The sequence below is a fragment of the Rhodocyclus purpureus genome (assembly GCF_016653115.1).
GTDB lineage: Bacteria > Pseudomonadota > Gammaproteobacteria > Burkholderiales > Rhodocyclaceae > Rhodocyclus > Rhodocyclus purpureus.
The window spans coordinates 48,316-71,232 of the sequence record NZ_NHRX01000015.1; the positions used below are offsets into that span (position 1 = coordinate 48,316).

Sequence of the window (22,917 nt, forward strand, 5' to 3'; positions counted from 1 at the left end):
GTCGGATCAGGGGGTGTCAATGCTCGGCATGCCGCTGCCAGATCAGGGTCCCGTCCTTGAACACCTGCCGGATGCGGTGGAACGGAACCATGTGCGCTTCGCCTTCGTCGTCGAGTATCTGGCAGGCGAAACGATCCTCGCGGTCGAAGAAGACCTGCTGCAGCGGCACGCGGATGATCGAGTCGCCGACGCGGTCGTAGTAGCCGATCGCGAATTCGCCGCGGCCGAAGTCGGCGTCCCAGCGGATGCGGCTGAGCAGTTCGTGTATCGGGATCATCGTCGTCTGCGCGTACGCTGACCTCGGCGGCGGCGCCTGTTCCGGGCTCTGGCAATGCACTCGGAACGGCTGCGAGGGGGCGCCGGGGGCAGCGAGAAGTGGCGACGCGGTCGCAGTCGCTTCGCCTCACGCGTCGGTGTCGATGCCCGATAAGGCGCGCTTCACCGCAGCGCTGTCGCCCGGGCGCACCAGCCGCTCGACCTCTTTCCCGTCGCGCAGGAAGATCAGGGTCGGCCAGAGCTTGACGCCGAACGATCGTCCCAGGGGCCGTCCCTTGCCGTCCTCGACCTGCAGATGGCGTACGCGCGGGTGGGCTGCCACGGCTTCATTCACGAGTTCCCGTGCAGCCTGGCAATGTCCGCACCAGTCGGTGCCGAACTGCAGCAGAGTGGCGCCGGGCAGGGCGTCGATTTCGGCACGGGTCGGCGCGCTGCTCTGATAGTGGGAAGAGGGCGACATGGGAAGTCCTTTCGTGGCGGATCGCTGAGGATGCGGCGGCGAAAGCGCGACGGGTTTATCATCCGGAACCCGCTCAGCCGACGCGCGCTTCGCCGAAGCAGCTATTGTCCAGATTAGCGTCCTACGACCACAAGCACCATGAGAATCCTCGAATACGTCGGCCTCGACACCTCGCGCGTCGCCAAGTCGTACAAGAAAGTCAGCGCAGCCATCGCCAGGCAGGATTTCCGCGCGGCGCAGGTGAAGAAGCTCAGTAACCTCGCTCACGGCAAGTTCTACCGCGCCAAGCTCGACGACGCCAACCGGCTGCTCTTCTCGCTGGTGCGTCACGGCGACGAAGTGTGCGCGCTGATGCTCGAAGTCATCCTCAACCACGACTACGACAAGTCACGCTTCCTGCGCGGCGCGGCGATCGACGAGGCGAACATTCCGGACTGCGACTCGACCGAGGCGATCGCGCAGGCTTGCGGCGAGGCGCAGCCCTTGCGCTACCTGCATCCCGAACGCGCGTACGTGCATCTGCTCGACAAGCCGATCTCGTTCGACGACGCGCAGGAGGCGATCTACCGTTCGCCGGTGCCGCTGGTCGTCATCGGCAGCGCCGGCAGCGGCAAGACCGCGCTGACCTTGGAGAAGCTGAAGCACGCCGAAGGCGAGGTGCTCTACGTCACGCATTCGGCCTACCTCGCGCAGAGCGCGCGCGACCTCTATTACGCGAACGGTTTCGAGCACACGGGACAGGAGGCGGTCTTCCTCTCGTACCGCGAGTTCGTCGAATCGATCCACGTTCCGGCGGGACGCGAGGCGAGCTGGCGCGACTTCGCCGGCTGGTTCGCGCGCATGCGCCAGTCCTTCCGCGACATCGACGCGCACCAGGCTTTCGAGGAAATTCGTGGCGTCATCGCCGCGTCGGCCGCAGGCGTCCTCACGCGCGAGGCGTATCGCGCGCTCGGCGTCCGTCAGTCGATCTTCGCCGAAGACCGGCGCGATGCCGTCTACGACCTGTTCGAGAAGTACCGCGCCTGGCTTCTTGATGCGAAGCTCTACGACCTCAACCTGGTCGCGCAGGAATGGTGTTCGCGCGCCGGCGCCCGCTACGACTTCGTCGTCATCGACGAGGTGCAGGACATCACGCCGGTGCAGCTGAAGCTGGTGCTGAAGACACTGAAGAAGCCCGGCCACTTCCTGCTCTGCGGCGACTCGAACCAGATCGTCCATCCGAATTTCTTCTCGTGGGCGCAGGTGAAGAGCCTGTTCTGGAACGATCCGGGACTCGCCGAGCGGCAGGAGTTGCGCGTGCTCGCGGCCAGCTTCCGCAACGGGCTGGAAGCGACGCGAGTCGCCAACCAGTTGCTCAAGATCAAGCAGCGCCGCTTCGGTTCGATCGACCGTGAGAGCAACTATCTGGTGCAGGCGGTCGGCGGCGACGCCGGTGCGGTCAGCCTGGTTCCCGACAAGGATGCGCTGAAGAAGGATCTCGACCAGAAGATCCGCAAGTCGACGCAGTTCGCCGTCCTCGTCATGCGCGACGAGGACAAGGCCGAGGCCAGAAAGCATTTCTCGACGCCGCTCCTGTTTTCGATCCACGAGGCGAAGGGGCTCGAATATGAGAACATCGTCCTCTACCGCTTCGTCTCCGATTACCGCGCCGAGTTTTCCGAGATCGTCGACGGCGTCGCCAAGTCCGATCTGGCCGTCGCCGACCTCGACTATCGCCGTGCCAGGGACAAGAGCGACAAGTCGCTCGAAGTCTACAAGTTCTTCGTAAACGCCCTCTACGTCGCGCTGACGCGAGCGATCCGCAATCTGTACCTGATCGAGTCGGATACGCAGCATCCGCTGTTCGACCTGCTCGACCTCTCGGTCGGCGGGCAGGTGAAGGTCGAAGCGAAGCAGGCGAGCATCGAGGATTGGCAGAAGGAAGCGCGCAAACTCGAACTGCAAGGCAAGCAGGAACAGGCCGACGCGATCCGCAAGGGAATCCTCAAGCAGACGCCGGTGCCGTGGCCGGTGTGCGACGAAGCGCGCACCGAGGAACTGCTGATCAAGGTCTTCCGCGAGCAGGCGCCGGGGAACAAGCACCACCAGCAGCTTTACGACGTCGCCACCAGTCACGACCTGCCGGCCTTGGCCTCCCTGCTCGCCGTGCACGGCAAGTTCGACGCCGCGCGCAGGTTCAATGAGCAGCGTCCGTTCCAGGCGCGCAAGACCTACGTCGGCTACTTCCAGCGCAACTTCAAGGAAATCCTGCGCCAGTGCGAGCAGCACGGGGTCGACCACCGGCTGCCGATGAACATGACGCCGCTGATGGCCGCTGCGGTCGCCGGCAACGTGCCCTTGGTCGAAGCGCTGATCGAACGCGGCGCCGACCGCGAGGCGTGCGACCACTTCGGCGCCAATGCCTTGCACTGGGCGATGCGCGAGGCTTTCCGCGACGCGAACTTCGCGCGCGGTGCTTTCGCGACGCTCTACCCGCTGCTCGCGCCGGCGTCGATCGACGTGAACAACGGCGAAAGGCTGGTGCGCATCGACCGCCACCTGAGCGAGTACTTCCTGTTCCAGACGCTGTGGGCGCTGTTCAGGTCGCGCTTCACGCACCATCAGCACAAGCGCCTGGCGGCGTTCGATGCGCAGACGGTCCTCGATGCCTGGGAGTCGCTGCCGATCAGCGTGCTGCGCGCCGAGCGCAACAAGCGCCCGCACCTGTCGAGCGTCCTCTCGCGCAACGAGGTGGATCGCGATTACGCCTACAACCGCGGGCTGTTCAAACGCGTCGCCCAGGGCTGGTACCAGTTCAACCCGGCGCTCGCCGTACGGCGCAAGGCCGACGGCGGCGACAGCTGGCAGCCGATCTTTGAGGCGCTCAACCTGCCGTTCATCGCGCAGTTCGCCTGGGATCGCTTCTGGCCGCGCATCGACGAGTACCTCGCAATGGCGGGAATGCCACCGCGCGCGGAAATGATCGGCCTGGAACCGGTGCGCGCCAGACGCGAACGAGAGCGCGCCGAGCAGGAAAGGCTCGAGCAGGAGCGCCTGGCGCGGGTAGCAGCCGAACGCGAACGTCTGGAGCGGGATCGCCGGGAGGAGGAGCGCAGGAAGCGGCAGGCGCTGGAAAGCCGGCAAAGCGCGCAGCAGGCAGTCGAGCAACGAGCCAGCGAGCAACAGGCCGCCGCCGCGCAGCCTAAGGTCATGCCGAAATGGGGAACCAAGGAGGCGAAGGCGCTGGAGATCGAACGCATCCGCCGCGAGATCGAGGAGCGGCAGAAAAAGCGGGAAGGGTAGGCGGGCTTCCTGCCGGCATGGAACGAGGCGAAGCAGTTCTGCACTTCGAAACGCTGGTCTGCACCACCACCAATCCGCTTGAGGTGACGTTGTGCCGGCAAAGTTATTGAGCCGTCGCCGGCTCGCGCTGCTTCACTCCTTGTTCCTGCTTTCGTAGGCCGAGACGCTGACCCCGGCGTGCGCGAGGAACTCGCGCAGGTGCTTGATCATGTCGCGGCTGCAGGCGTTGCTCTGGTGCGGGTGGTGGATGAAGTCGCTGGCCTTGTTCAGCGTCACCTTGAAACGGGCGCCGTGCGCAGGTTCGAGCTCGGCGCCCAGGTGCCTGAGCAAGGACTCGACGTCGCGCCAGTGGATGTTGGCGCTCGCGTTGTCCTGGAAGATCGCGCGCAGCAGGCTGGCATGTTTGTGGCTCATGATTTCGTACTCCTCCTAGGCCGGATTGTACGGCCTCACGCGCCCTGCTGAAAATTCTCCAGGCATTTTCATGGCGGCGATCTACCATTCATGAATGGACAACGTGCAGATCTTCCCCTGGACCGGCAAGCTGGACACCGGCATCGCCGAGGTCGACGAGCAGCATCAGCGCTTGGTGCAGTTGATCAACGTGCTCGCCCACCATTTTGCCCATCAGGCCGAGCTGCCGGCCCTCGATGCCATCTTCGAAGAGCTGTTTCACTACGCCGACTACCATTTCACGTCCGAGGAGGCGCTGTGGAGCGAGTACTTCGCCGGCGATCCGTGGCAGGGCGCGCACCGGGAGTTCGTCAGCGAGCTGCAGGCGTTGTGGGCGAAGAAGGAGAGCACGCCGCTCGCCGCGCTGCTCGAGGAAATGCTCGCCTACCTGACGCACTGGCTTTGCATGCACATCCTTGACAGCGACCGGCGCCTGGCCAAGGTGGTCCTGCTCATGCGCGACGGCTGCGCACTGAGCGAGGCCAAGCTGCAGGCCGATCGCTGGAGCCGCGGTTCGGGCAAGGTGGTGCTCGATACCGTGCTCGGCATGTACTCGACGCTTTCCGGCAGCACGCTGCGGCTGATGAAGGAAATGATCGCGCGTCGGAAGATCGAGGCCAGGCTGAGCCTTACGGCGAACGTGTTCGACAACGCCTTCGAATCGATCTGCATCCTCGACACGGACGGACTCATCGTCCAGGCCAACCCGGCCTTCTGCCAGATCTGCCAGCGGGCGCAGGAGGAACTGGTCGGCCGCCCGCTGTACGATTTCAAATCGGGGCTCGCCGACCCAGCGCTGGCAGCGCGGGTGTGGGCGGCGGCAAAAGAGGCCGGCCACTGGAGCGGCGAGCTGTTGAGCCGTGCACCGGGCGGCGAACTGTATGCGGAATTGCTCAGCCTCTCCGCGGTGCGCAACGCAGACGACGAACTGGTCAGCTTCGTCGCGGTGTTCTCCAACGTCGGGGAACTGATCAGGCGCGAGCAGAGCCTGCGCCAGCTCGCCACCCACGATGCCCTGACCGGGCTGCCCAACCGCCTGTTGTTCGCCGACCGGTTGAAGCTGGCGCTGGCCAACGCCGAGCGTACCGGCACCGCACTGGCCGTCTGCTATCTCGACCTCGACGGCTTCAAGCCGGTGAACGACGCGTTCGGGCACGCGGCCGGCGACGAGGTGCTGCGCCAGGTCGCCGAGCGCCTGACCAAGCTGCTGCGCGGCAACGACACCGTCGCCCGCCTCGGCGGCGACGAGTTCGTCATCCTGGCCGGAGGGCTGCAGCAGCCGGAAGCGGTGGCCGGCTTGTGCGAACGCATCCTGTCGGTGGTCGCCCTGCCGATCGCGGTCGCCGGGACGACGGTGCAGGTCTCGGCCAGCATCGGCTTCAGCCTCTTTCCCGACGACAGCCGCAGCGCCGAGGTGCTGCTCGAACAGGCCGACCGGGCGATGTATCAGGCCAAGCGCAGCGGCGGCGCGCGCTCGCGCCGTTACCGGGCGGACTGAGCGCGCTGCCGCTGGGGAGTGGCGCTAGCGCCGTCCCCGGTGTCCCGCGTCAGGCCGGGGTGCCGGCCAGCCGCGCGAATGCGTCGACCACTTCCGACGGCGCCTGCACCAGCTCGATCAGCACGCCCTCGCCGGCGATCGGGAACTCGTCGTTGGCCTTCGGGTGCAGGAAGGTGATGTCGAAGCCGGCGGCGCCGCGGCGGATGCCGCCGGGGGCGAAGCGCACGCCATTGGCCGTGAGCCACTCGACCGCGGCCGGCAGGTCGTCGATCCACAGGCCGACGTGGTTGAGCGGCGTTGCGTGCACGGCCGGCTTCTTCTCCGGGTCGAGCGGCTGCATCAGGTCGACCTCGACCTTGAACGGGCCGCTGCCGATGGCGGCGATGTCCTCGTCGACGTTCTCGCGTTCGCTGACGAAGTTGCCGGTGATTTCGAGGCCGAGCATGTCGACCCACAGCTTCCGCAGCCGGGTTTTGTCGGGTCCGCCGATGGCGATCTGCTGGATGCCTAAGACCTTGAACGGGCGATTCATCGAGACTCCTTGCGTGTGAAATGGAACAGAAGGGCAAGCCCGAGCACGATCATCGGCAGCGACAGCCACTGCCCCATGCTGATCGTGTAGGACTGGCCGAAGATGCCGTCGTCGGGCGTGCGGAAGTACTCGGCGACGAAGCGCAAGGTGCCGTAGCCGATCAGGAAAACCGCCGAAACGGCGCCGCGCGGCCGTTCGCGGCGTGCATAGAGCCACAGGATGACGAAGAGCAGGATGCCCTCGAGTCCGGCCTGGTAGAGCTGCGACGGGTGGCGCGGCAGGCTGTCGACCTGCGGGAAGACCATTGCCCACGGCAGCGTGGGGTCGGCGACGCGTCCCCACAGCTCGCCGTTGATGAAGTTGCCGACGCGGCCGGCGGCCAGCCCGAGCGGAACCAGCGGCGCGATGAAGTCGGTGGTCTCCCACCAGCTGCGCCCGCTCTTGCGCGCGTGCAGGGCCATCGCGACGAGGACGCCGAGGAAGCCTCCGTGGAAGGACATGCCGCCCTTCCAGACGGCGAGCATCTCGAGCGGATTGGCGAGGTAGTAGCCGGGGTCGTAGAAGACGATCTGCCCGAGACGGCCGCCGACGATGACGCCGATCACGCCGTAGAAGATCAGGTCGTCGAGTTGCTCGACCGTCCAGCCCGCGCGCGCGATCCATGGCTGGCCGTTGATGCGCACCCGCCCGAGCCACCAGAACTGGACGAAGGCGACGAGGTACATCAGGCCGTACCAGCGCACGGCGACGGGGCCGAGCGAGAAGGCGACGGGGTCGAACTGCGGATGAACGAGCATGCGGGAATGTTGTCAGAAAGCGGGTCGGAGGTCGGCGCTCGTGCTTCAAGGCGACGTGGCACGAGCCGCAACGCACGGCGCGCGGGCAGGTCGTGGGCCGTGCATGCGCCGATTCTAGCGCAGAGCGGACGGGGCGTCCGTCCCCACGCGGTGTCAGTCACCGGCTGCGCTGCCCGGGCGGCCCCGGCATCAACGGAGTCCAGCAATGAACAAGGGATTACTGCACGAGTTTTTCGGGGGCGCTGCGCCTGCGTGGCGGCTGCCGCTCCTCGTCGCCTGCGCGGCGCTGCTCGCGCTCGCCGCGGCGGTCTCGCACTTCAGCCGCAGCGGCGAAGGCGTCAGCGTCACCCGCGTCAGCATCGGGCAGACGCCGGCGACCCTGTTCGCGCCGGAATCGGGCGCGCCGGCACCTGTGGTGGTCATCGCCCACGGCTTCGCCGGCTCGCAGCAGTTGATGCAGCCCTTCGCGCTGACGCTGGCGAAGAACGGCTACGTCGCGCTCTCCTTCGACTTCCCCGGGCACGGCGCCAACCCGCAGCCGCTTGCCGGCGGCACCGTGGAGGACGAGGAAGCACTCGACGCGAGCACGCGCGCGCTGCTCGCCTCGCTCGGCGAGGTGGTCGATTACGCGCGCGGCCTCACGCAGGGTGACGGCCGCATCGCGCTGCTCGGGCACTCGATGGCCTCCGACATCGTCATCCGCTACGCGCGCGAGCACCCCGAGGTCGACGCGACGGTCGCCGTCTCGGCGTTCTCGCACGAGGTGACGCCGAACCTGCCGAAGAACCTGCTCGTCGTCTATGGCGCGCTCGAACCGGAGATGCTGCTCGACCAGGGGCGGCAGATGGTCGCGCAGGCGATTCCGGATGCCGGCGAGCGCGTGCTCGAGCGCCGGAACTATGGCAGCTTCGCCGACGGCAGCGCGCGCCGGCTGGTGTTCGCCGGCGGCGTCGAACACATCGCCGTCCTCTACAGTGCCGAGACGCTGGCCGAAACCGCCGGCTGGCTGGACCAGGCCTTCGCGCGCACGGGCAGCGGCTTCGTCGACGCGCGCGGGGGCGCCATCGGCCTGCTCTACCTCGGGCTGCTGGCGCTGGCCTGGCCGCTGTCGCGCCTCTTGCCGCGCGTCTCCGCGCAGCCGCTCGGCGCCGCGCTGTCCTGGCGCGAGGCCTGGCCGGTGATCGTGCTGCCGGCGCTGGCGACGCCGCTGCTGCTCGCGTACACGCCGAGCGACCTGCTGCCGCTCCTGCTCGGCGGCTATCTGGTGCAGCACTTCGCGCTCTATGCCGCGCTCAGCGCGCTCGGCCTGTTCTGGGTCGAGCGCGCGCGCCGCCGGGCGCCGGCAGCCGCCGCGCTGCCGGCCTGGCCCTTGCTGCGCCCCGCGTACGCGCTGGGCACGGCAGGCGGGACAGCGGGCGAGGCGTCCGTCGCCGGGCACGGGCGCGCTGCGTTCACCGCCGCGGCGCCGCTCGGGCCGGGCGCCGCCACGCTGGCTGGGAGCGGGCCCGGCGCGGCAACTGCGGCAGGCGCGGCCGGCACGCGTCGGCTCGTGCTGGCGGTCGTCGCGACCAGCGCCTGGTGCCTGTTCGCCGTCGGCCTGCCGACCGGTGCCTGGGTCTCCAACTTCATCCCCGACCTCTCGCGAGCGCCGCTGATCGCTGCCCTGCTGCTCGGCACGCTGCCCTTCTTCGTCGTCGAGGAGTGGGCGACGCGCGGCGCCGGCGCGCGCCGCGGACTGGTCTTCGCCAGCCGCGTTGCCTTCATCGTCTCGCTGATGCTCGCAGTCGCCGTCAATGCCTCGCAGCTCTTCTTCCTCGTCATCATCATCCCGGTCATCCTGCTGCTCTTCGTCGTCTATGGCCTGTTTTCCGAATGGGCCTACCGTCGCACCGGCCATCCGCTGGTCGGCGCAGTGGCCAGCGCCCTCAGTTTCGCCTGGCTGATCGCGGTCAGCTTCCCGGTGATGGCGCGCTGAGCGGTGTGTCGGGTTACGCTGCACCAACAGTCATGGCCAGTTGCGCCCACCTGAGCGTGAAACGTACCCATCCGCTGCAGTCATTGCGAGGTGCGTAGCGCCGTGGCAATCCAGTTCGTTCCTCCGTTTCCTCGCCTTTGGTCGCCTCCACGGCCGACCCGAAACGAGACCTACGCCCTGGATCGCCACGCCCTGCGGGCTCGCGATGACGCGTCGCCATCCCGTCATTGCGAGGCGCGTAGCGCCGTGGCAATCCAGTTTGTTCTTCTCTCTCCTCGCCCTTGTCAGCTATACACCGGTGACCCGATATCAGTATCTACGTACTGGATAGCCACGCCCTGCGGGCTCGCGATGACAGGCTGCTGCTCCTGGCAGCGGCCTCGTCCCTTCGCAGTTTCACCTTAACCCCACCTAGGGGCCTTCGGGTCTCGCCAGCGCGAGATAAGGCACCCCGCCCGTCGCCGGCTTCTCCGGTAAAATCATCGTTTCGCCCCGCGGTGCGCCAACGCCGCTGCCCTCCCACCGTTCCGGAGTTCCCCATGCCCGCCTACCGCTCCCGCACTTCGACCCACGGCCGCAACATGGCCGGCGCCCGCGCCCTGTGGCGCGCGACCGGCGTCAAGGAAGGCGATTTCGGCAAGCCGATCATCGCCGTCGTCAATTCCTTCACCCAGTTCGTTCCCGGCCACGTGCACCTCAAGGACCTCGGGCAACTGGTCGCGCGCGAGATCGAGGCAGCCGGCGGCATCGCCAAGGAATTCAACACGATCGCCATCGACGACGGCATCGCCATGGGCCACGACGGCATGCTCTACTCGCTGCCTTCGCGCGACCTGATCGCCGATTCGGTCGAGTACATGGTCAACGCGCACTGTGCCGACGCCATGGTGTGCATCTCCAACTGCGACAAGATCACGCCCGGGATGCTGATGGCGGCGATGCGCACCAACATCCCGACCATTTTCGTTTCCGGCGGGCCGATGGAAGCCGGCAAGGTCGAGTTCCAGGGCAAGGTGATCGCCGTCGACCTGATCGACGCGATGATCAAGGCCGGCGACGACAAGGTCACCGACGCCGAGGTCGAGCGCTTCGAGCGTTCGTCCTGCCCGACCTGCGGCTCGTGCTCGGGCATGTTCACCGCCAACTCGATGAACTGCCTGACCGAGGCGCTCGGCCTGTCGCTGCCGGGCAACGGCACGGTGGTCGCCACCCACGCCGACCGCAAGGAACTGTTCCTCGGCGCGGGCCGGCGCATCGTCGAACTGTGCCGCCGCTGGTACGAGCAGGAAGACGCCAGCGTGTTGCCGCGCTCGATCGCTTCCTTCGCCGCCTTCGAGAACGCGATGACGCTCGACGTGGCCATGGGCGGTTCGACCAACACCGTGCTGCACCTGCTGGCGGCGGCGCAGGAAGCCGGCGTCGATTTCACGATGGCCGACATCGACCGCATCTCGCGCCGCGTTCCCTGCCTGTGCAAGGTGGCCCCGGCGACGCAGCAGTACCACATCGAGGACGTGCATCGCGCCGGTGGCATCTTCGCGATCCTCGCAGAACTCGACCGCGCCGGCCTGATCAAGCGCGACCTGCCGACCGTGCATGCGGCAACGCTCGGCGAGGCGATCGAGCGCTGGGACGTGATGCGTAGCGAGGATCCGGCGACGCAGGCCTTCTTCCGCGCCGCACCGGGCGGTGTGCCGACGCAGGTCGCCTTCTCGCAGGACCGGCGCTACGCCGAACTCGACCGCGACCGCAGCGGCGGCTGCATCCGCGATCTCGCCCACGCCTATTCGCTCGAAGGCGGGCTGGCCGTGCTCTACGGCAACATCGCCGAGAACGGCTGCATCGTCAAGACGGCCGGCGTCGACGAGAGCATCTGGAAGTTCTCGGGTCGCGCGCGCGTCTTCGAGAGCCAGGAAGCGGCGGTCGAGGCGATCCTCGGTGACCGGATCGTCGCCGGCGACGTCGTCGTCATCCGCTACGAAGGCCCGAAGGGCGGGCCCGGCATGCAGGAGATGCTCTACCCGACCTCGTACCTGAAGTCGAAGGGGCTGGGCAAGGAATGTGCGCTGCTGACCGACGGCCGTTTCTCGGGCGGCACCTCGGGCCTGTCGATCGGCCACGCCTCGCCGGAAGCGGCCGACGGCGGCGCCATCGGCTTGGTCGAGGAAGGCGACACCATCGAGATCGACATCCCGGCGCGCTCGATCCGCCTCGCGGTCGATGACGACGAACTCGCGCGTCGCCGCGCTGCGATGGATGCGAAGGGCGACGCCGCGTGGCAGCCGGTCGCCCGCGAACGCAAGGTCTCGGCGGCGCTGCAGGCCTACGCGCTGATGGCGACCTCGGCCGACCGCGGCGCCGTGCGCGACGTCAAGCAGATCCGCCGCCGCTGAGCTGCGGACGGCAAGTGCGGGCCGGTCGGCGCCGGTCTGCACAGCCGCCGCGCCAACCCGGCCGTTTCAGCCAGGCTGCCCCGGAACCGACTGAATGAGCTTCAGCCTGTGGCTCGCCTTCGTCGCCGTCGCCCTGGTGGTGTCGATCTCGCCGGGGCCGGGCGCTGCGGCGACGACCGCGGCGGCGGTGAACGGCGGTTTCGCTGCCGGACTGCGCGTCGCGCTCGGGCTGCAGATTGGTCTCCTGCTCGAACTCGCCGCCGCCGCAGCGGGCGTCGGCGCCGTTCTTGCCGCCTCGGAAACGGCTTTCGTCGTCCTGCGCAGCGTCGGTGCGGCGTATCTGATCTGGCTCGGGATCAGCGCCTGGCGCGGCAGCCAGCGCATGCTGCCGGCGGCCACCGGCTCCGTGGGATCCTTAGCGGCAAAAGGCTGGGTCCGTCGCGGCATCCTCGTCAACCTGTCCAATCCCAAGGCAATCCTCTACATCGCCGCGCTGGTGCCGCAGTTCGTCATCCCGGACGCACCGCAGTTGCCGCAGTACTTCGCGATCGCTGCGACCATGGTCGCGATCGACGGCGCGGTGATGTTCGGCTACGCGCTGCTCGGCGTCCGCCTCACGGGCTGGCTCGCTAGCCCCGGGCGGCAGCGCCTGCTGGCGCGCATCTTCGGCGCCGTCTTCGTCGCGCTCGGCGCGGCGCTTCTGGTCTCGGGCGGCAAGTCCTGAGCGATTCCTGTTTCGGTGTCCCTGTTCCAGCGCTCCCGTTGCGGCCGCGCTGGCGAAGAAATGCACCTTTGCCCGTGTGCCTTGTCTGAGGCGGGCGGCCTGCGACGACAGGCCGACACGAACAGGCGCGCCGTAGCGCCCGAAAGGACCGGATGGAAAAGATCAAACTTGCGTTCGACAACAGCTATGCGCGGGAACTGCCCGGCTGCTACGTGCACTGGCAGCCGCAGCCGGTGCCCGAACCCTCGCTGCTGTTCTTCGGCGAAGAACTCGCCCGGGAGCTTGGCCTCGACCCCGCGGCTGTCGACGAGGCGACGCTGGCGAGCACGTTTTCCGGCAACCAGCTGCCCGAGGGCGCGACGCCGATCGCGCAGGCTTACGCCGGTCACCAGTTCGGCAATTTTTCCCCACAGCTCGGCGACGGCCGTGCGCTCCTGATCGGCGAGCTGGTCGATCGCCACGGCCGGCGCCGTGACCTGGCCTTCAAGGGCTCGGGGCCGACCCCCTTCGCGCGGCGCGGCGACGGCAAGGCGGCGCTCGGCCCGATGCTGCGCGAGGTGCTGATCGGCGAGGCGATGCACGCGCTGGGGATTCCGACGACGCGCGCGCTCGCGGTGGTGGCTACCGGCGAACCTGTCTTCCGCGACCGCTACCTGCCGGGCGCGGTGCTGACGCGCGTCGCCGCCAGCCATCTGCGCGTCGGCACCTTCGAGTATTTCGCCGCGCGCGGCGATCACGAGCAGTTGCGCCGGCTCGCCGACTACGCCATCGCGCGGCACTATCCCGAGCTGGCGGACGCGGACGAGCGCCATCTGGGACTGCTGCGCGCCGTTACGCGACGACAGGCCGCGCTGGTGGCGCAGTGGATGGGTGTCGGCTTCATCCATGGCGTGATGAACACCGACAACACCAGCATTGCCGGAGAGACCATCGACTACGGTCCCTGTGCCTTCATGGAGGCCTACGAGCCGGCGACGGCGTTCAGTTCGATCGACCGCTTCAACCGTTATGCCTACGAAAATCAGCCGCGCATGGTGCACTGGAACCTCGCCCGGCTGGCCGAAGCCCTGTTGCCGCTGCTCGCCGACGATCAGCAGCGCGCCGTGGATCTCGCCGGTGAAGCCATCAACGCTTTCCCCGACGAATACCGGAGGTGCTGGCTGGCGTCGATGCGTGCCAAGCTCGGCTTGAACGCGGGCACTGCCGAGCAGGAAGGCAGCGATGTCGTCCTCGTCGAGGAATGGTTGTCGCTGCTGCAGCGCCAGCGCGTCGACTTCACGCTGGCCTGGCGACGGCTGGCGGACGCCGCGGAGGGCCAGGTGCAGCGCCTGCGCGCCCTGTTTGCCGAGCCACAGGCACTGGATGACTGGCTGGCCAAGTGGCAGTCGCGCTGTGCCGCCCAGGCGGGAGCTTCCCTCCCGGCGAGCCCGGCTGCCGCACAGGCGGCGAGGGCGCAGGCGATGCGTGGGGTCAATCCGTGGATCATCGCGCGCAATCACCGCGTCGAGGAGGCGCTGGCGGCCGCGTCGGACGACGGCGATCTCGCTCCCTTCGAGCGCCTGCTGGCGGCGCTCGCGCAGCCTTATCGCGAAGACCCGGCGCTGGCCGCGTTTGCCGAGCCGGCACCGGCCGCGTTCACGGCGGCTTACCGCACCTTCTGCGGGACCTGAGTGCGGGCGATTCGCGCTCGGGCCGGCAGCCTTCCGGGGCGGTGCGCAGCGGTCAACCGCAGGCGCCGTCGATGCGTTAAACGCTCAGTGCCGGGTTCAGGGAAGGTCAGCTTGCGCGAGACACTTTTCAAGCCGCGCGAAGTGAAATAACATTCACAGGTTACAAATTCTTACCAAAGGGAGTCATCAATGAAAGCCATTTCCGTTTCGCTGCTGGTCGCTGCGGGTCTGCTCTCCGCCGGTGTCGCGCAAGCCGCCGACGAGTCCGCCCTGGCCAAGCAGAAGGGCTGTCTCGCCTGCCATGCCCCGGACAAGAAGGTCGTCGGTCCGGCTTACGGCTGGATCGCCAAGAAGTACACCGCTGCCGACACCGCCAAGCTCGCCGAGAAGGTCCAGAAGGGTGGCGGCGGCGTTTGGGCGAAGCAGCTCGGCGCTGCGATCCCGATGCCCGCCAACAACGTCACCCCGGACGAAGCCAAGCGCCTCGTCACCTGGTTGCTGAGCCTGCCGAAGCTCGATTACCCGAAGTGATCGGACTGCGCACAAAAAAACCGGCCGCTGGCCGGTTTTTTTGTGCCCGGCGCTGGCGCGCAGTCCTGGCCGGCGCCGGTTGACAAGCGCTCTGGCGCTCCGCAGAATCGGTCGGCCGAATTTACCGACGATGGAAGTCTTTCACCTGGAGGTTCGCCATGCACTTCGCGCGTCCCGGCAGCATCCCCTTGGCTGTCGCTGCTGCCGTAGCCCTTGCCGCGTGCGCCGAGAAGAAGGAAGAAGCCCCGGCGCAGCCTGCCGCCCCCGCCGCCAACGCCGAAGTGACGGTCAGGCTCGGCCACGTCGCGCCGCTGACCGGCCCGCAGGCGCACATCGGCAAGGACAGCGAGAACGCCGCGCGCATGGCGGTCGACGAGCTCAACGCCCGGAAGCTCGAGATCGGCGGTGCCAAGGTGAAGTTCGCGCTGCTCGCCGAGGACGACCAGGCCGACCCGAAGCAGGGGACCACCATCGCGCAGAAGCTGGTGGACGAGAAGGTCAATGGCGTCATCGGTCACCTCAATTCGGGAACGACACTGCCCGCGTCGCGCATCTACTCCGACGCCGGCATCCCGCAGATCTCCGGCTCGACGACCAATCCCAAATACACCCAGCAGGGCTTCGCGACGACCTTCCGCTTGATTGCCAACGACGTGCAGCAGGGGCAGGCACTCGGCCTGTTCGCGCGGCAGACGCTCAACGCGCGGACGGTGGCGATCATCGACGACCGTACCGCCTACGGCCAGGGTCTGGCCGACGAGTTCGAGAAGGCGGTCCTCGCCGGCGGCGGCCAGGTCGTCACGCGTGAATTCACCACCGACAAGGCGACCGACTTCGCCGCGATCCTGACCAAGATCAAGTCGAAGCGTCCCGACCTCGTCTTCTTCGGTGGTCTGGACGCGCAGGGTGGGCCGATGGCCAAGCAGCTGAAGTCGCTCGGCCTCAAGGCGGTCTTCCTCTCCGGTGACGGCGGCTGTACGCCCGAAATGATCAACCTCGCCGGCGCCGCCGCCGAGGGCCTGTACTGCTCGCTGCCGGGGGTCCCGCTCGAGCGGATGCCGGGCGGCAAGGCCTTCGGCGACAAGTTCAGCGCCAAGTACGGGCAGATCCAGCTCCACGCGCCCTACGTCTACGACGCGGTGATGGTCATGGCCGACGCGATGCAGCGCGCCAACTCGGTCGAACCCGCGAAATACCTGCCCGAGATCGGCAAGACCGACTACCAGGGGGTGACCGGGAGGATCGTGTTCGACGCCAAGGGCGACCTGAAGGACGGCGCGATCTCGCTCTATCAGGTGAGGGAAGGCAAGTGGGAGTACCTGCAGAGCGTCGGCGGCGAGACAGCGCAGCAGTAGGCGCTCTGCGCAAAGGCGCCTGCGGGTGCCTTTCCCCCCGGCCGGGCCTGCGCAGCTCCGCTGCGTAATTTCCGGTTTTTTCCGATCACTTTCACGATGCCCGTCCCGCCGGCCGTATCCGGCGAGCGGTATCCATGGCGATGGACACCTTCCTCCAGCAGATCATCAACGGGCTCGTCCTCGGCAGCATCTACGCGCTGGTCGCGCTCGGCTACACGATGGTCTATGGGATCATGGGCCTGATCAACTTCGCGCACGGCGAGGTGGTGATGATCGGCGCGCTGGTGGCGCTCACCGTGATCAACCTCCTGGCCGGCAGCGGCCTGCCCGGCATCGTCATCGCGCTGATCGGCCTCATCGCTGCAGCGCCGGTGTGCATGGCCACCGGCTTCGCGATCGAGCGTATCGCCTACCGGCCCTTGCGCCGCGCGCCGAGGCTGGCGCCGCTGATCACCGCGATCGGCGTCTCGATCGTGCTGCAGAACCTGGCGATGCTGATCTGGGGACGTCGCTACCATTCCTTCCCGCCGATCCTGCCGAGCACGGGCTACGAGATCTTCGGCGCGACGATCAGCGGCCTGCAGATCGCGATCGTCGTCATCGCCGCCTTGATGATGGCCGGGCTCAGCCTGCTCGTACAGCGCACGCGTCTCGGCCGCGCCATGCGCGCGACCGCCGAGAACCCGCAGATCGCGCAGCTGATGGGCGTGGACATCAATCGCATCATCTCGCTGACATTCGTCATCGGTTCGGCGCTGGCCGCGGTCGCCGGGCTGATGGTCAGCGCCAACTACTCGATCGCGCACTACTACATGGGTTTCATCCTCGGCCTCAAGGCCTTCACCGCGGCGGTGCTCGGAGGCATCGGCAACCTGGCCGGCGCGATGCTCGGCGGCATCCTGCTCGGCCTGATCGAGGCGCTCGGCGCCGGCTACATCGGCGACCTCACCGGCGGCTTCCTCGGCAGCCACTACCAGGACGTGTTCGCGTTCTTCGTCCTCATCCTGGTGCTCGTCTTCCGGCCTTCCGGGCTGGTCGGCGAGAAGGTCGCGGAGCGCGCCTGATGGGGCTGGCCGAACTGCGCCGCGACCGGCGCGCGGCGATCGCGGCGACGCTGGCGATCGGCATCGTCCTCGCCGTCGCGCCCTTCGTGATCGGCGCCACCGCCGGATCGACCTGGCTGCGCATCGTCGATTTCGCGCTGCTCTACATCATGCTCGCGCTCGGGCTCAACATCGTCGTCGGCTTCGCCGGGCTGCTCGACATGGGCTACATCGCCTTCTACGGCGTCGGCGCCTACCTCTACGCGCTGCTGGCGAGCCCGCAGTTCGGCCTGCACTGGCCGCTGTGGGCGATCCTGCCGGCCGGCGCCGCACTCGCCGGGCTGTTCGGCGTCATCCTCGGCGCGCCGACCCTGCGCCTGCGCGGCGATTACCTGGCGATCGTCACGCTCGGCTTCGGCGAGATCATCCGCATCTTCCTCAACAACCTCAACGCGCCGGTCAACATCACCAACGGCCCGCAGGGGATTTCGGGAATCGACCCGATCCGCATCGGCGGCGTCTCGCTGGCCAAGCCGATCGAGGTGCTCGGCTTCACGCTGCCCTCGCTGCACGCCTACTACTACCTCTTCCTCGCCTTGGCGCTGGCGATCGTCTTCGTCAGCATCCGCCTCGAAAACTCGCGCATCGGCCGCGCCTGGGTGGCGATCCGCGAGGACGAGATCGCCGCCAAGGCCTGCGGCATCAACACGCGCAACGTGAAGCTGCTCGCCTTCGCCATGGGCGCGACCTTCGGCGGCGTCGCCGGCGGCCTCTTCGCCGGCTTCCAGGCCTTCGTCAGTCCCGAGTCGTTCAGCCTGATGGAGTCGGTGATGGTCCTGTGCATGGTCGTCCTCGGCGGCATGGGCAACATCCCAGGCGTCATCCTCGGTGGCGTCCTGCTCACGCTGCTGCCCGAGCTCTTCCGTCACGGCGCCGGGCCCGTGCAGCAGGCGCTGTTCGGCAAGGTCGTCCTCGACCCCGAGGCGCTGCGCATGCTGCTCTTCGGCCTGGCGCTGATCGCGGTCATGCTCTACCGCCCGGCCGGGCTGTGGCCGTCGACGCGCCGGCGGCGCGAGTTGAGGGGGAACAGCGCATGAGTGCGGGCGAAGTGGCCGTTGCGCGCGGCGAGCTGCTGCTCGCGGCGAAGGCGGTGAGCAAGCACTTCGGTGGCGTCAAGGCGCTGCGCGAGGTCTCGCTCGGCATCCGTGCCGGCGAGATCTACGGGCTGATCGGCCCCAACGGCGCCGGCAAGACGACCTTCTTCAACGTACTCACCGGCCTGTACACGCCGAGCGGCGGCGAGATCGTCTTCGCCGGCAGGAAGCTCGTCGCCAGTGCGCCGCACAAGGCGGCCGAGCGCGGCATCGCGCGCACCTTCCAGAACATCCGCCTCTTTGCCAACATGACGGCGGCGGAGAACGTCATGGTCGGGCGCCATGTACGAACCCGCGCCGGTGTCCTCGGCGCCGTGCTGCGCGATCGGCGCACGCGTGCCGAGGAGGCCGCGATCCGCCGCCGCGCCGAGGAGCTGCTGCACTACGTCGGCATTGCCGACCGCGCCGACGATCTCGCGCGCAAGCTTTCCTACGGCGACCAGCGGCGGCTGGAGATCGCGCGTGCGCTGGCGACCGATCCGCAGCTGCTCGCGCTCGACGAGCCGGCAGCCGGGATGAACGGCACCGAGACCGCCGGACTGCGTGCCCTGGTCGAGGGCATCCGCGCCGACGGCATCACCGTGCTGCTGATCGAGCACGACGTCAAGCTGGTGATGGGGCTGTGCGACCGCGTCGCCGTCCTCGACTACGGCGTGCTGATCTGCGAGGACGTGCCGGCGGTCGTCCAGCATGACCCGCGCGTCATCGAAGCGTATCTTGGAGGCGGCGTTGCTTGAAGTGACCGGACTCCGCGTTGCCTACGGCGGCATCCAGGCCGTGCGCGGCATCAGTTTCCACGTGAACGAAGGCGAGATGGTCGCGCTGATCGGCGCCAACGGCGCCGGCAAGACGAGCACGCTGAAGGCGCTCGCGCGCCTCATCGACGCCGCCGGCGGCAGCGTGCGCCTGCGCGGCGAGGAGATCTCCAAGCTGGCGCCGCACCGGCTGGTCGGCCAGGGCATCGCGCTGGTCCCCGAGGGGCGCGGCGTCTTCCCGCGCATGAGCATCCTCGAAAACCTGCAGATGGGTGCCTACTGCCGCAGCGATCGTGACGGCATCGACGCCGACATCGAGCACGTGTTCACGCTCTTCCCGCGGCTGAAGGAACGCGCACGCCAACTCGCCGGGACGATGTCCGGCGGCGAGCAGCAGATGCTCGCGCTCGGCCGCGCGCTGATGAGCCGTCCGCAGCTCCTGCTGCTCGACGAGCCGTCGATGGGACTGGCGCCGATCATGGTGCAGAAAATCTTCGAGGTCATCCGCACCGTCGCTGCCGAGGGGATGACCATCCTGCTGGTCGAGCAGAACGCCAGGCTCGCGCTCGAAACCAGCCAGCGTGGCTACGTCATGGAGAGCGGAGAAATCACGCTCAGCGGCGAGTCTGCCGAGTTGCTCGCCGATCCGAAGGTGCGGGCGGCGTATCTCGGCGAGTAGCAGCGGCTCGCACGCGGATATTTGCGAAGAATGTCAGAGGGACGACCTGGATCGCCACGGCCTGCGGCCTCGCGATGACGGTACGACGCGCCAAGTCCTCCATGTTCGCGGCGTCAATCCGGTAAAATCGCGGTGTGCAAAACTTACTGATCGTCGGCGCCGGCGACGTCGCCCGCCGCGCCCTTCCCGCCCTGGTGGCCCGTTACCGCGTCTTCGCGCTCCTGCGCGACCCGGCGAAGTTCGCCGACTGGCGCGCCGACGGTGCCGTTCCCGTCCTGGCCGACCTCGACCGTCCGCAGAGCCTCAGGCGCATCGCCGGCCTCGCCGATGTCGTGCTGCACTGCGCGCCGCCCGGCGACCGAAGCGTGGTCGACACGCGCACGCGCCACCTGCTGGCGGCGCTCGCGCGCGGCCGGCATCTACCCGAGTGCATCGTCTACATCAGCACCACCGGTGTCTATGGCGATTGCGCGGGTGCGGCGATCGACGAGACGCGGCCGGCGCGTGCGACGACCCTGCGCGCGCGCCGTCGTGTCGACGCCGAGCGCCAGCTGCGCGCCTTCGCTGCGCGCAACGGCGTCACCGTCAGCATCCTGCGCGCGCCCGGCATCTACGCGACCGAGCGCTTGCCGCTCGATCGCCTGCAGAGCGGCATGCCGGTGCTCGCCGACGACGAGGACGTGTATACCAACCATATCCACGCCGACGATCTGGCGACGATCGCCGTCGCCGCGCTGCAGCGTGGGCTCCCCAACCGCGTCTATAACGCCTGCGACGATCGGGCGACGAAGATGGCCGCCTACTACGACATCGTCGCCGACCGCTTCGGACTGCCGCGCGCGCCGCGCATCTCGCGTGCGCAGGCGGCGACGATCCTGTCGCCGCTGCAGCTCTCGTTCATGAGCGAGTCGCGGCGCATCGCCAACCACCGCATCAAGCAAGAACTCCGGGTCCGCCTGCGCCATCCCCGCGTCGAGGATGGCGTCGAGGCAGCCTGGCAACAGAGGAACAAGTAATGCTCGCATTGAAAGCCCTGCACATCTCGATGGTCATCGCCTGGTTCGCCGGGCTCTTCTACCTGCCGCGCATCTACGTCAACCTGGCGATGGTCGAGCCGGGCACCCCGGAACGCGAGCGGCTCCTCTTGATGGCCGGCAAGCTCTACCGCTTCATGACGCCGCTCGGCATCCTGGCGCTCGTCTTCGGCATCTGGCTGTGGCTGGGCTACGGCTTCGGCGGCGGCTGGATGCACGCCAAGCTGGCGCTGGTCGTCCTGCTCGTCGGTTATCACCACTACTGCGGCCGCCTGCTCAGGCAGTTCACCGCCGGCCAGGTGACGCGCAGCCACGTCTGGTTCCGCTGGTTCAACGAGATGCCGGTGCTGGTGATGTTCGCCGTCGTCTTCCTCGTCGTCCTCAAGCCGTTCTAGGAAGCATCGTGGAAAAATTCTTCGCCACTTGCCCGCGCGGGCTCGAAGCGCTGCTCGCCGAGGATCTCGCCGCCGCCGGCGCGATCGACATCCAGACCCTGCCGGGTGGTGCGCATTTCCGCGGCGAGTGGGCCTGCTGCTACGCGGCCAACCTCAATTCGCGCATCGCGACGCGCATCCTCTGGCGCGTCGCCGATGCTCCGTATGTGCGCGAGGAAGACATCTACAAGCTGGCGCTGTCGGTGCATTGGCCGCGCCTGTTCGCGGTCGAGCGGACCCTCCGCGTCGATGTCACCGCGCAGAAGTCGCCGCTGAAAAGCCTCGACTTCGTCACCCTGCGCATCAAGGACGCGGTCTGCGACCGCTTCCGCAGCGAGACGGGCGCGCGCCCGAGCGTCGATACGCGTGCCCCCGACCTGCGCATTTCCGGCTTCCTCACCGCCGAGCGCTGCACGATCTACGTAGACACCTCGGGTGCGCCGCTGCACCAGCGCGGCCTGCGGCAGAAGGTGGTCGCCGCACCCCTCAAGGAAAACCTGGCGGCCGGGATCCTGCGCCTCTACGGCTGGCAGCCGGGAACGCCGCTGCTCGACCCGATGTGCGGCGGCGGCACCTTCCTGCTCGAAGCGGCGCAGATCGCGCTCGGCATCGCCCCCGGTGCGCACCGCGAATTCGCCTTCGAGCGTCTGGCGAGCTTCGACGCCGTGCTCTGGCAGAAGCTTCTCGCCGCCGCGCATGCCGGCGAGAAGCCGGCGCAGCCGATGCAGATCTACGGCGCCGACCGCGACCCGGTGGCGGTGCGCGCCGCTCTTGCCAACCTCGACCGCGCCGGCCTGCTGCCGGCGGTCGAACTGATCGAGGCAGACATCCTAGACCTCGACGCGCCGGCGCCAGCGGGGGTCATGGTCGCCAATCCGCCCTACGGCGAGCGCCTGTCGGAACTCGAGGAACTGGCCGCCTTCTATCCCTTGCTCGGCAGCGCGCTGAAGAAGCATTTCGCGGGCTGGAACTGCCACTTCTTCACCGCCGACAAGCGACTGCCCAAGCTGATGCGCCTGACGCCGAGCCGCAAGGTGCCGCTCTACAACGGCGCCCTCGACTGCCGTCTGTACGAGTTCAGGATGGTCGCCGGGAGCAACCGCAAGCCCTGAGCGGTTGAGGAAAGTCCGCCGGCGGCCCGCTTCGCCGGTGGACGGTCGGTGGACGGCTTTCCTTGTGCCGGCGAACGGCATAAGCTGTACTCATTCCCTCAAGTCATCGGGAGACCGCCATGACCGGAATGATCGGGCAGATGAAGTCGAGCGTGCATGACGCGCGCTCGGGGCGCATCCTCTTCCTCTCGCACTGCCTGTTGAACCAGAACGCCTGCGTGCGCGGTCTCGCCAGCCAGCCGGCGGTGATCCGCGAGATCGTCGATCTGGCGCTGGCCAGGGACGTCGCGATCGTGCAGATGCAGTGCCCCGAGGTCGGCTACCTCGGTTCGCTGCGCTGGGGGCAGGTGAAGAAGATGTACGGCAACCCGATGTTCCGCCGCCACTGCCGGCGCCTCGCCGAGGGCGTCTGCGACCTGGTGCAGACCTACCGCGACAACGCGCATCGGGTGATCGGCATCGTCCTGCGCGACGGCAGCCCGACCTGCGGGCTCAACTGTTCGGCGGTCGAGGCCGACGAGCAGCAGGTGTGGGGCGGCATGGTCTGGAACGCCAGCCCGCTGCAACGCTTCGGGCCGACCGAGGGCGTGTATACGGAAGAGCTGAAGCGTGAACTGCAACAGCGCGGCCTCGCCGATGTGAGCCTGTTCGCCCTGCCCGAGGTGCCCGAAGCCGGCTCCTTCGCCGACGCGCTGCACGCGATCGAGGGGGCGATCGATTCGGCGATCGAAGCGCAAGAGACCGCGTAGTCCGCCGTCCG

Annotated in this window: 20 protein-coding genes and 1 pseudogene; 16 read left to right on the plus strand and 5 right to left on the minus strand. The window is 68.0% G+C overall.

Features of this window, described 5'->3' with window-relative positions; genetic code table 11:
* Positions 1-16 precede the first annotated feature (16 nt).
* A complete protein-coding gene (locus CCR84_RS02740) occupies positions 17-277 on the minus strand; it encodes a DUF504 domain-containing protein (protein ID WP_201209409.1) in 261 nt (86 codons plus the stop codon).
* A 126-nt stretch (positions 278-403) separates the two neighbouring features.
* Complete coding sequence (locus CCR84_RS02745) at positions 404-736, minus strand: thioredoxin family protein (protein ID WP_201209410.1); 333 nt, start codon at positions 734-736, stop codon at positions 404-406.
* A 138-nt stretch (positions 737-874) separates the two neighbouring features.
* Here CCR84_RS02745 and CCR84_RS02750 point away from each other — a divergent pair, with 138 nt between their 5' ends.
* Positions 875-4,018 (plus strand): ankyrin repeat domain-containing protein, encoded by a 3,144-nt coding sequence (locus tag CCR84_RS02750; protein WP_201209411.1) that lies wholly within the window; start codon positions 875-877, stop codon positions 4,016-4,018.
* A 132-nt stretch (positions 4,019-4,150) separates the two neighbouring features.
* Here CCR84_RS02750 and CCR84_RS02755 read toward each other — a convergent pair whose 3' ends face one another.
* Positions 4,151-4,432: a type II toxin-antitoxin system HicA family toxin gene (locus CCR84_RS02755; RefSeq protein ID WP_201209412.1), complete on the minus strand. Its 282-nt coding sequence runs from the start codon at positions 4,430-4,432 to the stop codon at positions 4,151-4,153.
* Between the two features lie 94 nt (positions 4,433-4,526).
* Here CCR84_RS02755 and CCR84_RS02760 point away from each other — a divergent pair, with 94 nt between their 5' ends.
* Positions 4,527-5,969, plus strand: coding sequence for a diguanylate cyclase domain-containing protein (locus CCR84_RS02760; RefSeq protein ID WP_201209413.1), 1,443 nt, complete (start codon positions 4,527-4,529; stop codon positions 5,967-5,969).
* A 49-nt stretch (positions 5,970-6,018) separates the two neighbouring features.
* Here CCR84_RS02760 and CCR84_RS02765 read toward each other — a convergent pair whose 3' ends face one another.
* Together CCR84_RS02765 and lgt are read right to left on the minus strand one after the other, a co-directional pair.
* Positions 6,019-6,501 carry a VOC family protein gene (locus CCR84_RS02765; protein WP_201209414.1) on the minus strand — a complete coding sequence of 161 codons (483 nt, stop codon included), beginning with the start codon at positions 6,499-6,501 and terminating at the stop codon, positions 6,019-6,021.
* Entirely contained in the window at positions 6,498-7,298 is an 801-nt protein-coding gene (gene lgt, locus CCR84_RS02770; protein WP_201209415.1) for a prolipoprotein diacylglyceryl transferase, read from the minus strand. Before lgt ends, CCR84_RS02765 begins: the two co-directional genes overlap by 4 nt.
* A gap of 205 nt (positions 7,299-7,503) precedes the next feature.
* On the opposite strand from lgt, the gene CCR84_RS02775 reads away from it, so the two are divergent.
* From CCR84_RS02775 to CCR84_RS02840, 14 genes and pseudogenes are all read left to right on the plus strand, one after another.
* Positions 7,504-9,273: an alpha/beta hydrolase gene (locus CCR84_RS02775; RefSeq protein WP_201209416.1), complete on the plus strand. Its 1,770-nt coding sequence runs from the start codon at positions 7,504-7,506 to the stop codon at positions 9,271-9,273.
* A gap of 539 nt (positions 9,274-9,812) precedes the next feature.
* A complete protein-coding gene (gene ilvD / locus CCR84_RS02780; protein ID WP_201209417.1) occupies positions 9,813-11,666 on the plus strand; it encodes a dihydroxy-acid dehydratase in 1,854 nt (617 codons plus the stop codon).
* A 94-nt stretch (positions 11,667-11,760) separates the two neighbouring features.
* Positions 11,761-12,390, plus strand: a complete 630-nt coding sequence (locus tag CCR84_RS02785; RefSeq protein ID WP_201209418.1) for a LysE family transporter — start codon at positions 11,761-11,763, stop codon at positions 12,388-12,390.
* A gap of 152 nt (positions 12,391-12,542) precedes the next feature.
* Complete coding sequence (locus CCR84_RS02790) at positions 12,543-14,060, plus strand: protein adenylyltransferase SelO (RefSeq protein ID WP_201209419.1); 1,518 nt, start codon at positions 12,543-12,545, stop codon at positions 14,058-14,060.
* A 189-nt stretch (positions 14,061-14,249) separates the two neighbouring features.
* Positions 14,250-14,591: a c-type cytochrome gene (locus CCR84_RS02795; RefSeq protein WP_201209420.1), complete on the plus strand. Its 342-nt coding sequence runs from the start codon at positions 14,250-14,252 to the stop codon at positions 14,589-14,591.
* A gap of 158 nt (positions 14,592-14,749) precedes the next feature.
* Positions 14,750-15,946 (plus strand): branched-chain amino acid ABC transporter substrate-binding protein, encoded by a 1,197-nt coding sequence (locus CCR84_RS02800; RefSeq protein ID WP_201209421.1) that lies wholly within the window; start codon positions 14,750-14,752, stop codon positions 15,944-15,946.
* Positions 15,947-16,164: 218 nt separating this feature from the next.
* Positions 16,165-16,899, plus strand: a pseudogene (locus CCR84_RS02805) (branched-chain amino acid ABC transporter permease); the annotation flags it as partial.
* A gap of 110 nt (positions 16,900-17,009) precedes the next feature.
* A complete protein-coding gene (locus tag CCR84_RS02810) occupies positions 17,010-18,086 on the plus strand; it encodes an ABC transporter permease subunit (protein WP_201209422.1) in 1,077 nt (358 codons plus the stop codon).
* Positions 18,083-18,880, plus strand: coding sequence for an ABC transporter ATP-binding protein (locus CCR84_RS02815; RefSeq protein WP_201209423.1), 798 nt, complete (start codon positions 18,083-18,085; stop codon positions 18,878-18,880). Before CCR84_RS02810 ends, CCR84_RS02815 begins: the two co-directional genes overlap by 4 nt.
* Positions 18,834-19,577: an ABC transporter ATP-binding protein gene (locus CCR84_RS02820; RefSeq protein WP_201209424.1), complete on the plus strand. Its 744-nt coding sequence runs from the start codon at positions 18,834-18,836 to the stop codon at positions 19,575-19,577. Before CCR84_RS02815 ends, CCR84_RS02820 begins: the two co-directional genes overlap by 47 nt.
* Positions 19,578-19,711: 134 nt before the next feature.
* A complete protein-coding gene (locus tag CCR84_RS02825) occupies positions 19,712-20,593 on the plus strand; it encodes an NAD(P)H-binding protein (protein WP_201209425.1) in 882 nt (293 codons plus the stop codon).
* Positions 20,593-21,006 carry a CopD family protein gene (locus tag CCR84_RS02830; RefSeq protein WP_201209426.1) on the plus strand — a complete coding sequence of 138 codons (414 nt, stop codon included), beginning with the start codon at positions 20,593-20,595 and terminating at the stop codon, positions 21,004-21,006. Before CCR84_RS02825 ends, CCR84_RS02830 begins: the two co-directional genes overlap by 1 nt.
* Positions 21,007-21,011: 5 nt before the next feature.
* Positions 21,012-22,157: a THUMP domain-containing protein gene (locus CCR84_RS02835; protein ID WP_201209444.1), complete on the plus strand. Its 1,146-nt coding sequence runs from the start codon at positions 21,012-21,014 to the stop codon at positions 22,155-22,157.
* A gap of 119 nt (positions 22,158-22,276) precedes the next feature.
* Positions 22,277-22,906 carry a CD3072 family TudS-related putative desulfidase gene (locus CCR84_RS02840; protein ID WP_201209427.1) on the plus strand — a complete coding sequence of 210 codons (630 nt, stop codon included), beginning with the start codon at positions 22,277-22,279 and terminating at the stop codon, positions 22,904-22,906.
* Positions 22,907-22,917: the final 11 nt, after the last annotated feature.

What these genes read in the sequence shown, in the direction of transcription:
- CCR84_RS02740 (WP_201209409.1), bottom strand. Translation starts at nt 277, where the DNA reads ATGATCCCGATACACGAACTGCTCAGCCGCATCCGCTGGGACGCCGAC.
- CCR84_RS02745 (WP_201209410.1), bottom strand. Translation starts at nt 736, where the DNA reads ATGTCGCCCTCTTCCCACTATCAGAGCAGCGCGCCGACCCGTGCCGAA.
- CCR84_RS02750 (WP_201209411.1), top strand. Translation starts at nt 875, where the DNA reads ATGAGAATCCTCGAATACGTCGGCCTCGACACCTCGCGCGTCGCCAAG.
- CCR84_RS02755 (WP_201209412.1), bottom strand. Translation starts at nt 4,432, where the DNA reads ATGAGCCACAAACATGCCAGCCTGCTGCGCGCGATCTTCCAGGACAAC.
- CCR84_RS02760 (WP_201209413.1), top strand. Translation starts at nt 4,527, where the DNA reads ATGGACAACGTGCAGATCTTCCCCTGGACCGGCAAGCTGGACACCGGC.
- CCR84_RS02765 (WP_201209414.1), bottom strand. Translation starts at nt 6,501, where the DNA reads ATGAATCGCCCGTTCAAGGTCTTAGGCATCCAGCAGATCGCCATCGGC.
- lgt (WP_201209415.1), bottom strand. Translation starts at nt 7,298, where the DNA reads ATGCTCGTTCATCCGCAGTTCGACCCCGTCGCCTTCTCGCTCGGCCCC.
- CCR84_RS02775 (WP_201209416.1), top strand. Translation starts at nt 7,504, where the DNA reads ATGAACAAGGGATTACTGCACGAGTTTTTCGGGGGCGCTGCGCCTGCG.
- ilvD (WP_201209417.1), top strand. Translation starts at nt 9,813, where the DNA reads ATGCCCGCCTACCGCTCCCGCACTTCGACCCACGGCCGCAACATGGCC.
- CCR84_RS02785 (WP_201209418.1), top strand. Translation starts at nt 11,761, where the DNA reads ATGAGCTTCAGCCTGTGGCTCGCCTTCGTCGCCGTCGCCCTGGTGGTG.
- CCR84_RS02790 (WP_201209419.1), top strand. Translation starts at nt 12,543, where the DNA reads ATGGAAAAGATCAAACTTGCGTTCGACAACAGCTATGCGCGGGAACTG.
- CCR84_RS02795 (WP_201209420.1), top strand. Translation starts at nt 14,250, where the DNA reads ATGAAAGCCATTTCCGTTTCGCTGCTGGTCGCTGCGGGTCTGCTCTCC.
- CCR84_RS02800 (WP_201209421.1), top strand. Translation starts at nt 14,750, where the DNA reads ATGCACTTCGCGCGTCCCGGCAGCATCCCCTTGGCTGTCGCTGCTGCC.
- CCR84_RS02810 (WP_201209422.1), top strand. Translation starts at nt 17,010, where the DNA reads ATGGGGCTGGCCGAACTGCGCCGCGACCGGCGCGCGGCGATCGCGGCG.
- CCR84_RS02815 (WP_201209423.1), top strand. Translation starts at nt 18,083, where the DNA reads ATGAGTGCGGGCGAAGTGGCCGTTGCGCGCGGCGAGCTGCTGCTCGCG.
- CCR84_RS02820 (WP_201209424.1), top strand. Translation starts at nt 18,834, where the DNA reads ATGACCCGCGCGTCATCGAAGCGTATCTTGGAGGCGGCGTTGCTTGAA.
- CCR84_RS02830 (WP_201209426.1), top strand. Translation starts at nt 20,593, where the DNA reads ATGCTCGCATTGAAAGCCCTGCACATCTCGATGGTCATCGCCTGGTTC.
- CCR84_RS02840 (WP_201209427.1), top strand. Translation starts at nt 22,277, where the DNA reads ATGACCGGAATGATCGGGCAGATGAAGTCGAGCGTGCATGACGCGCGC.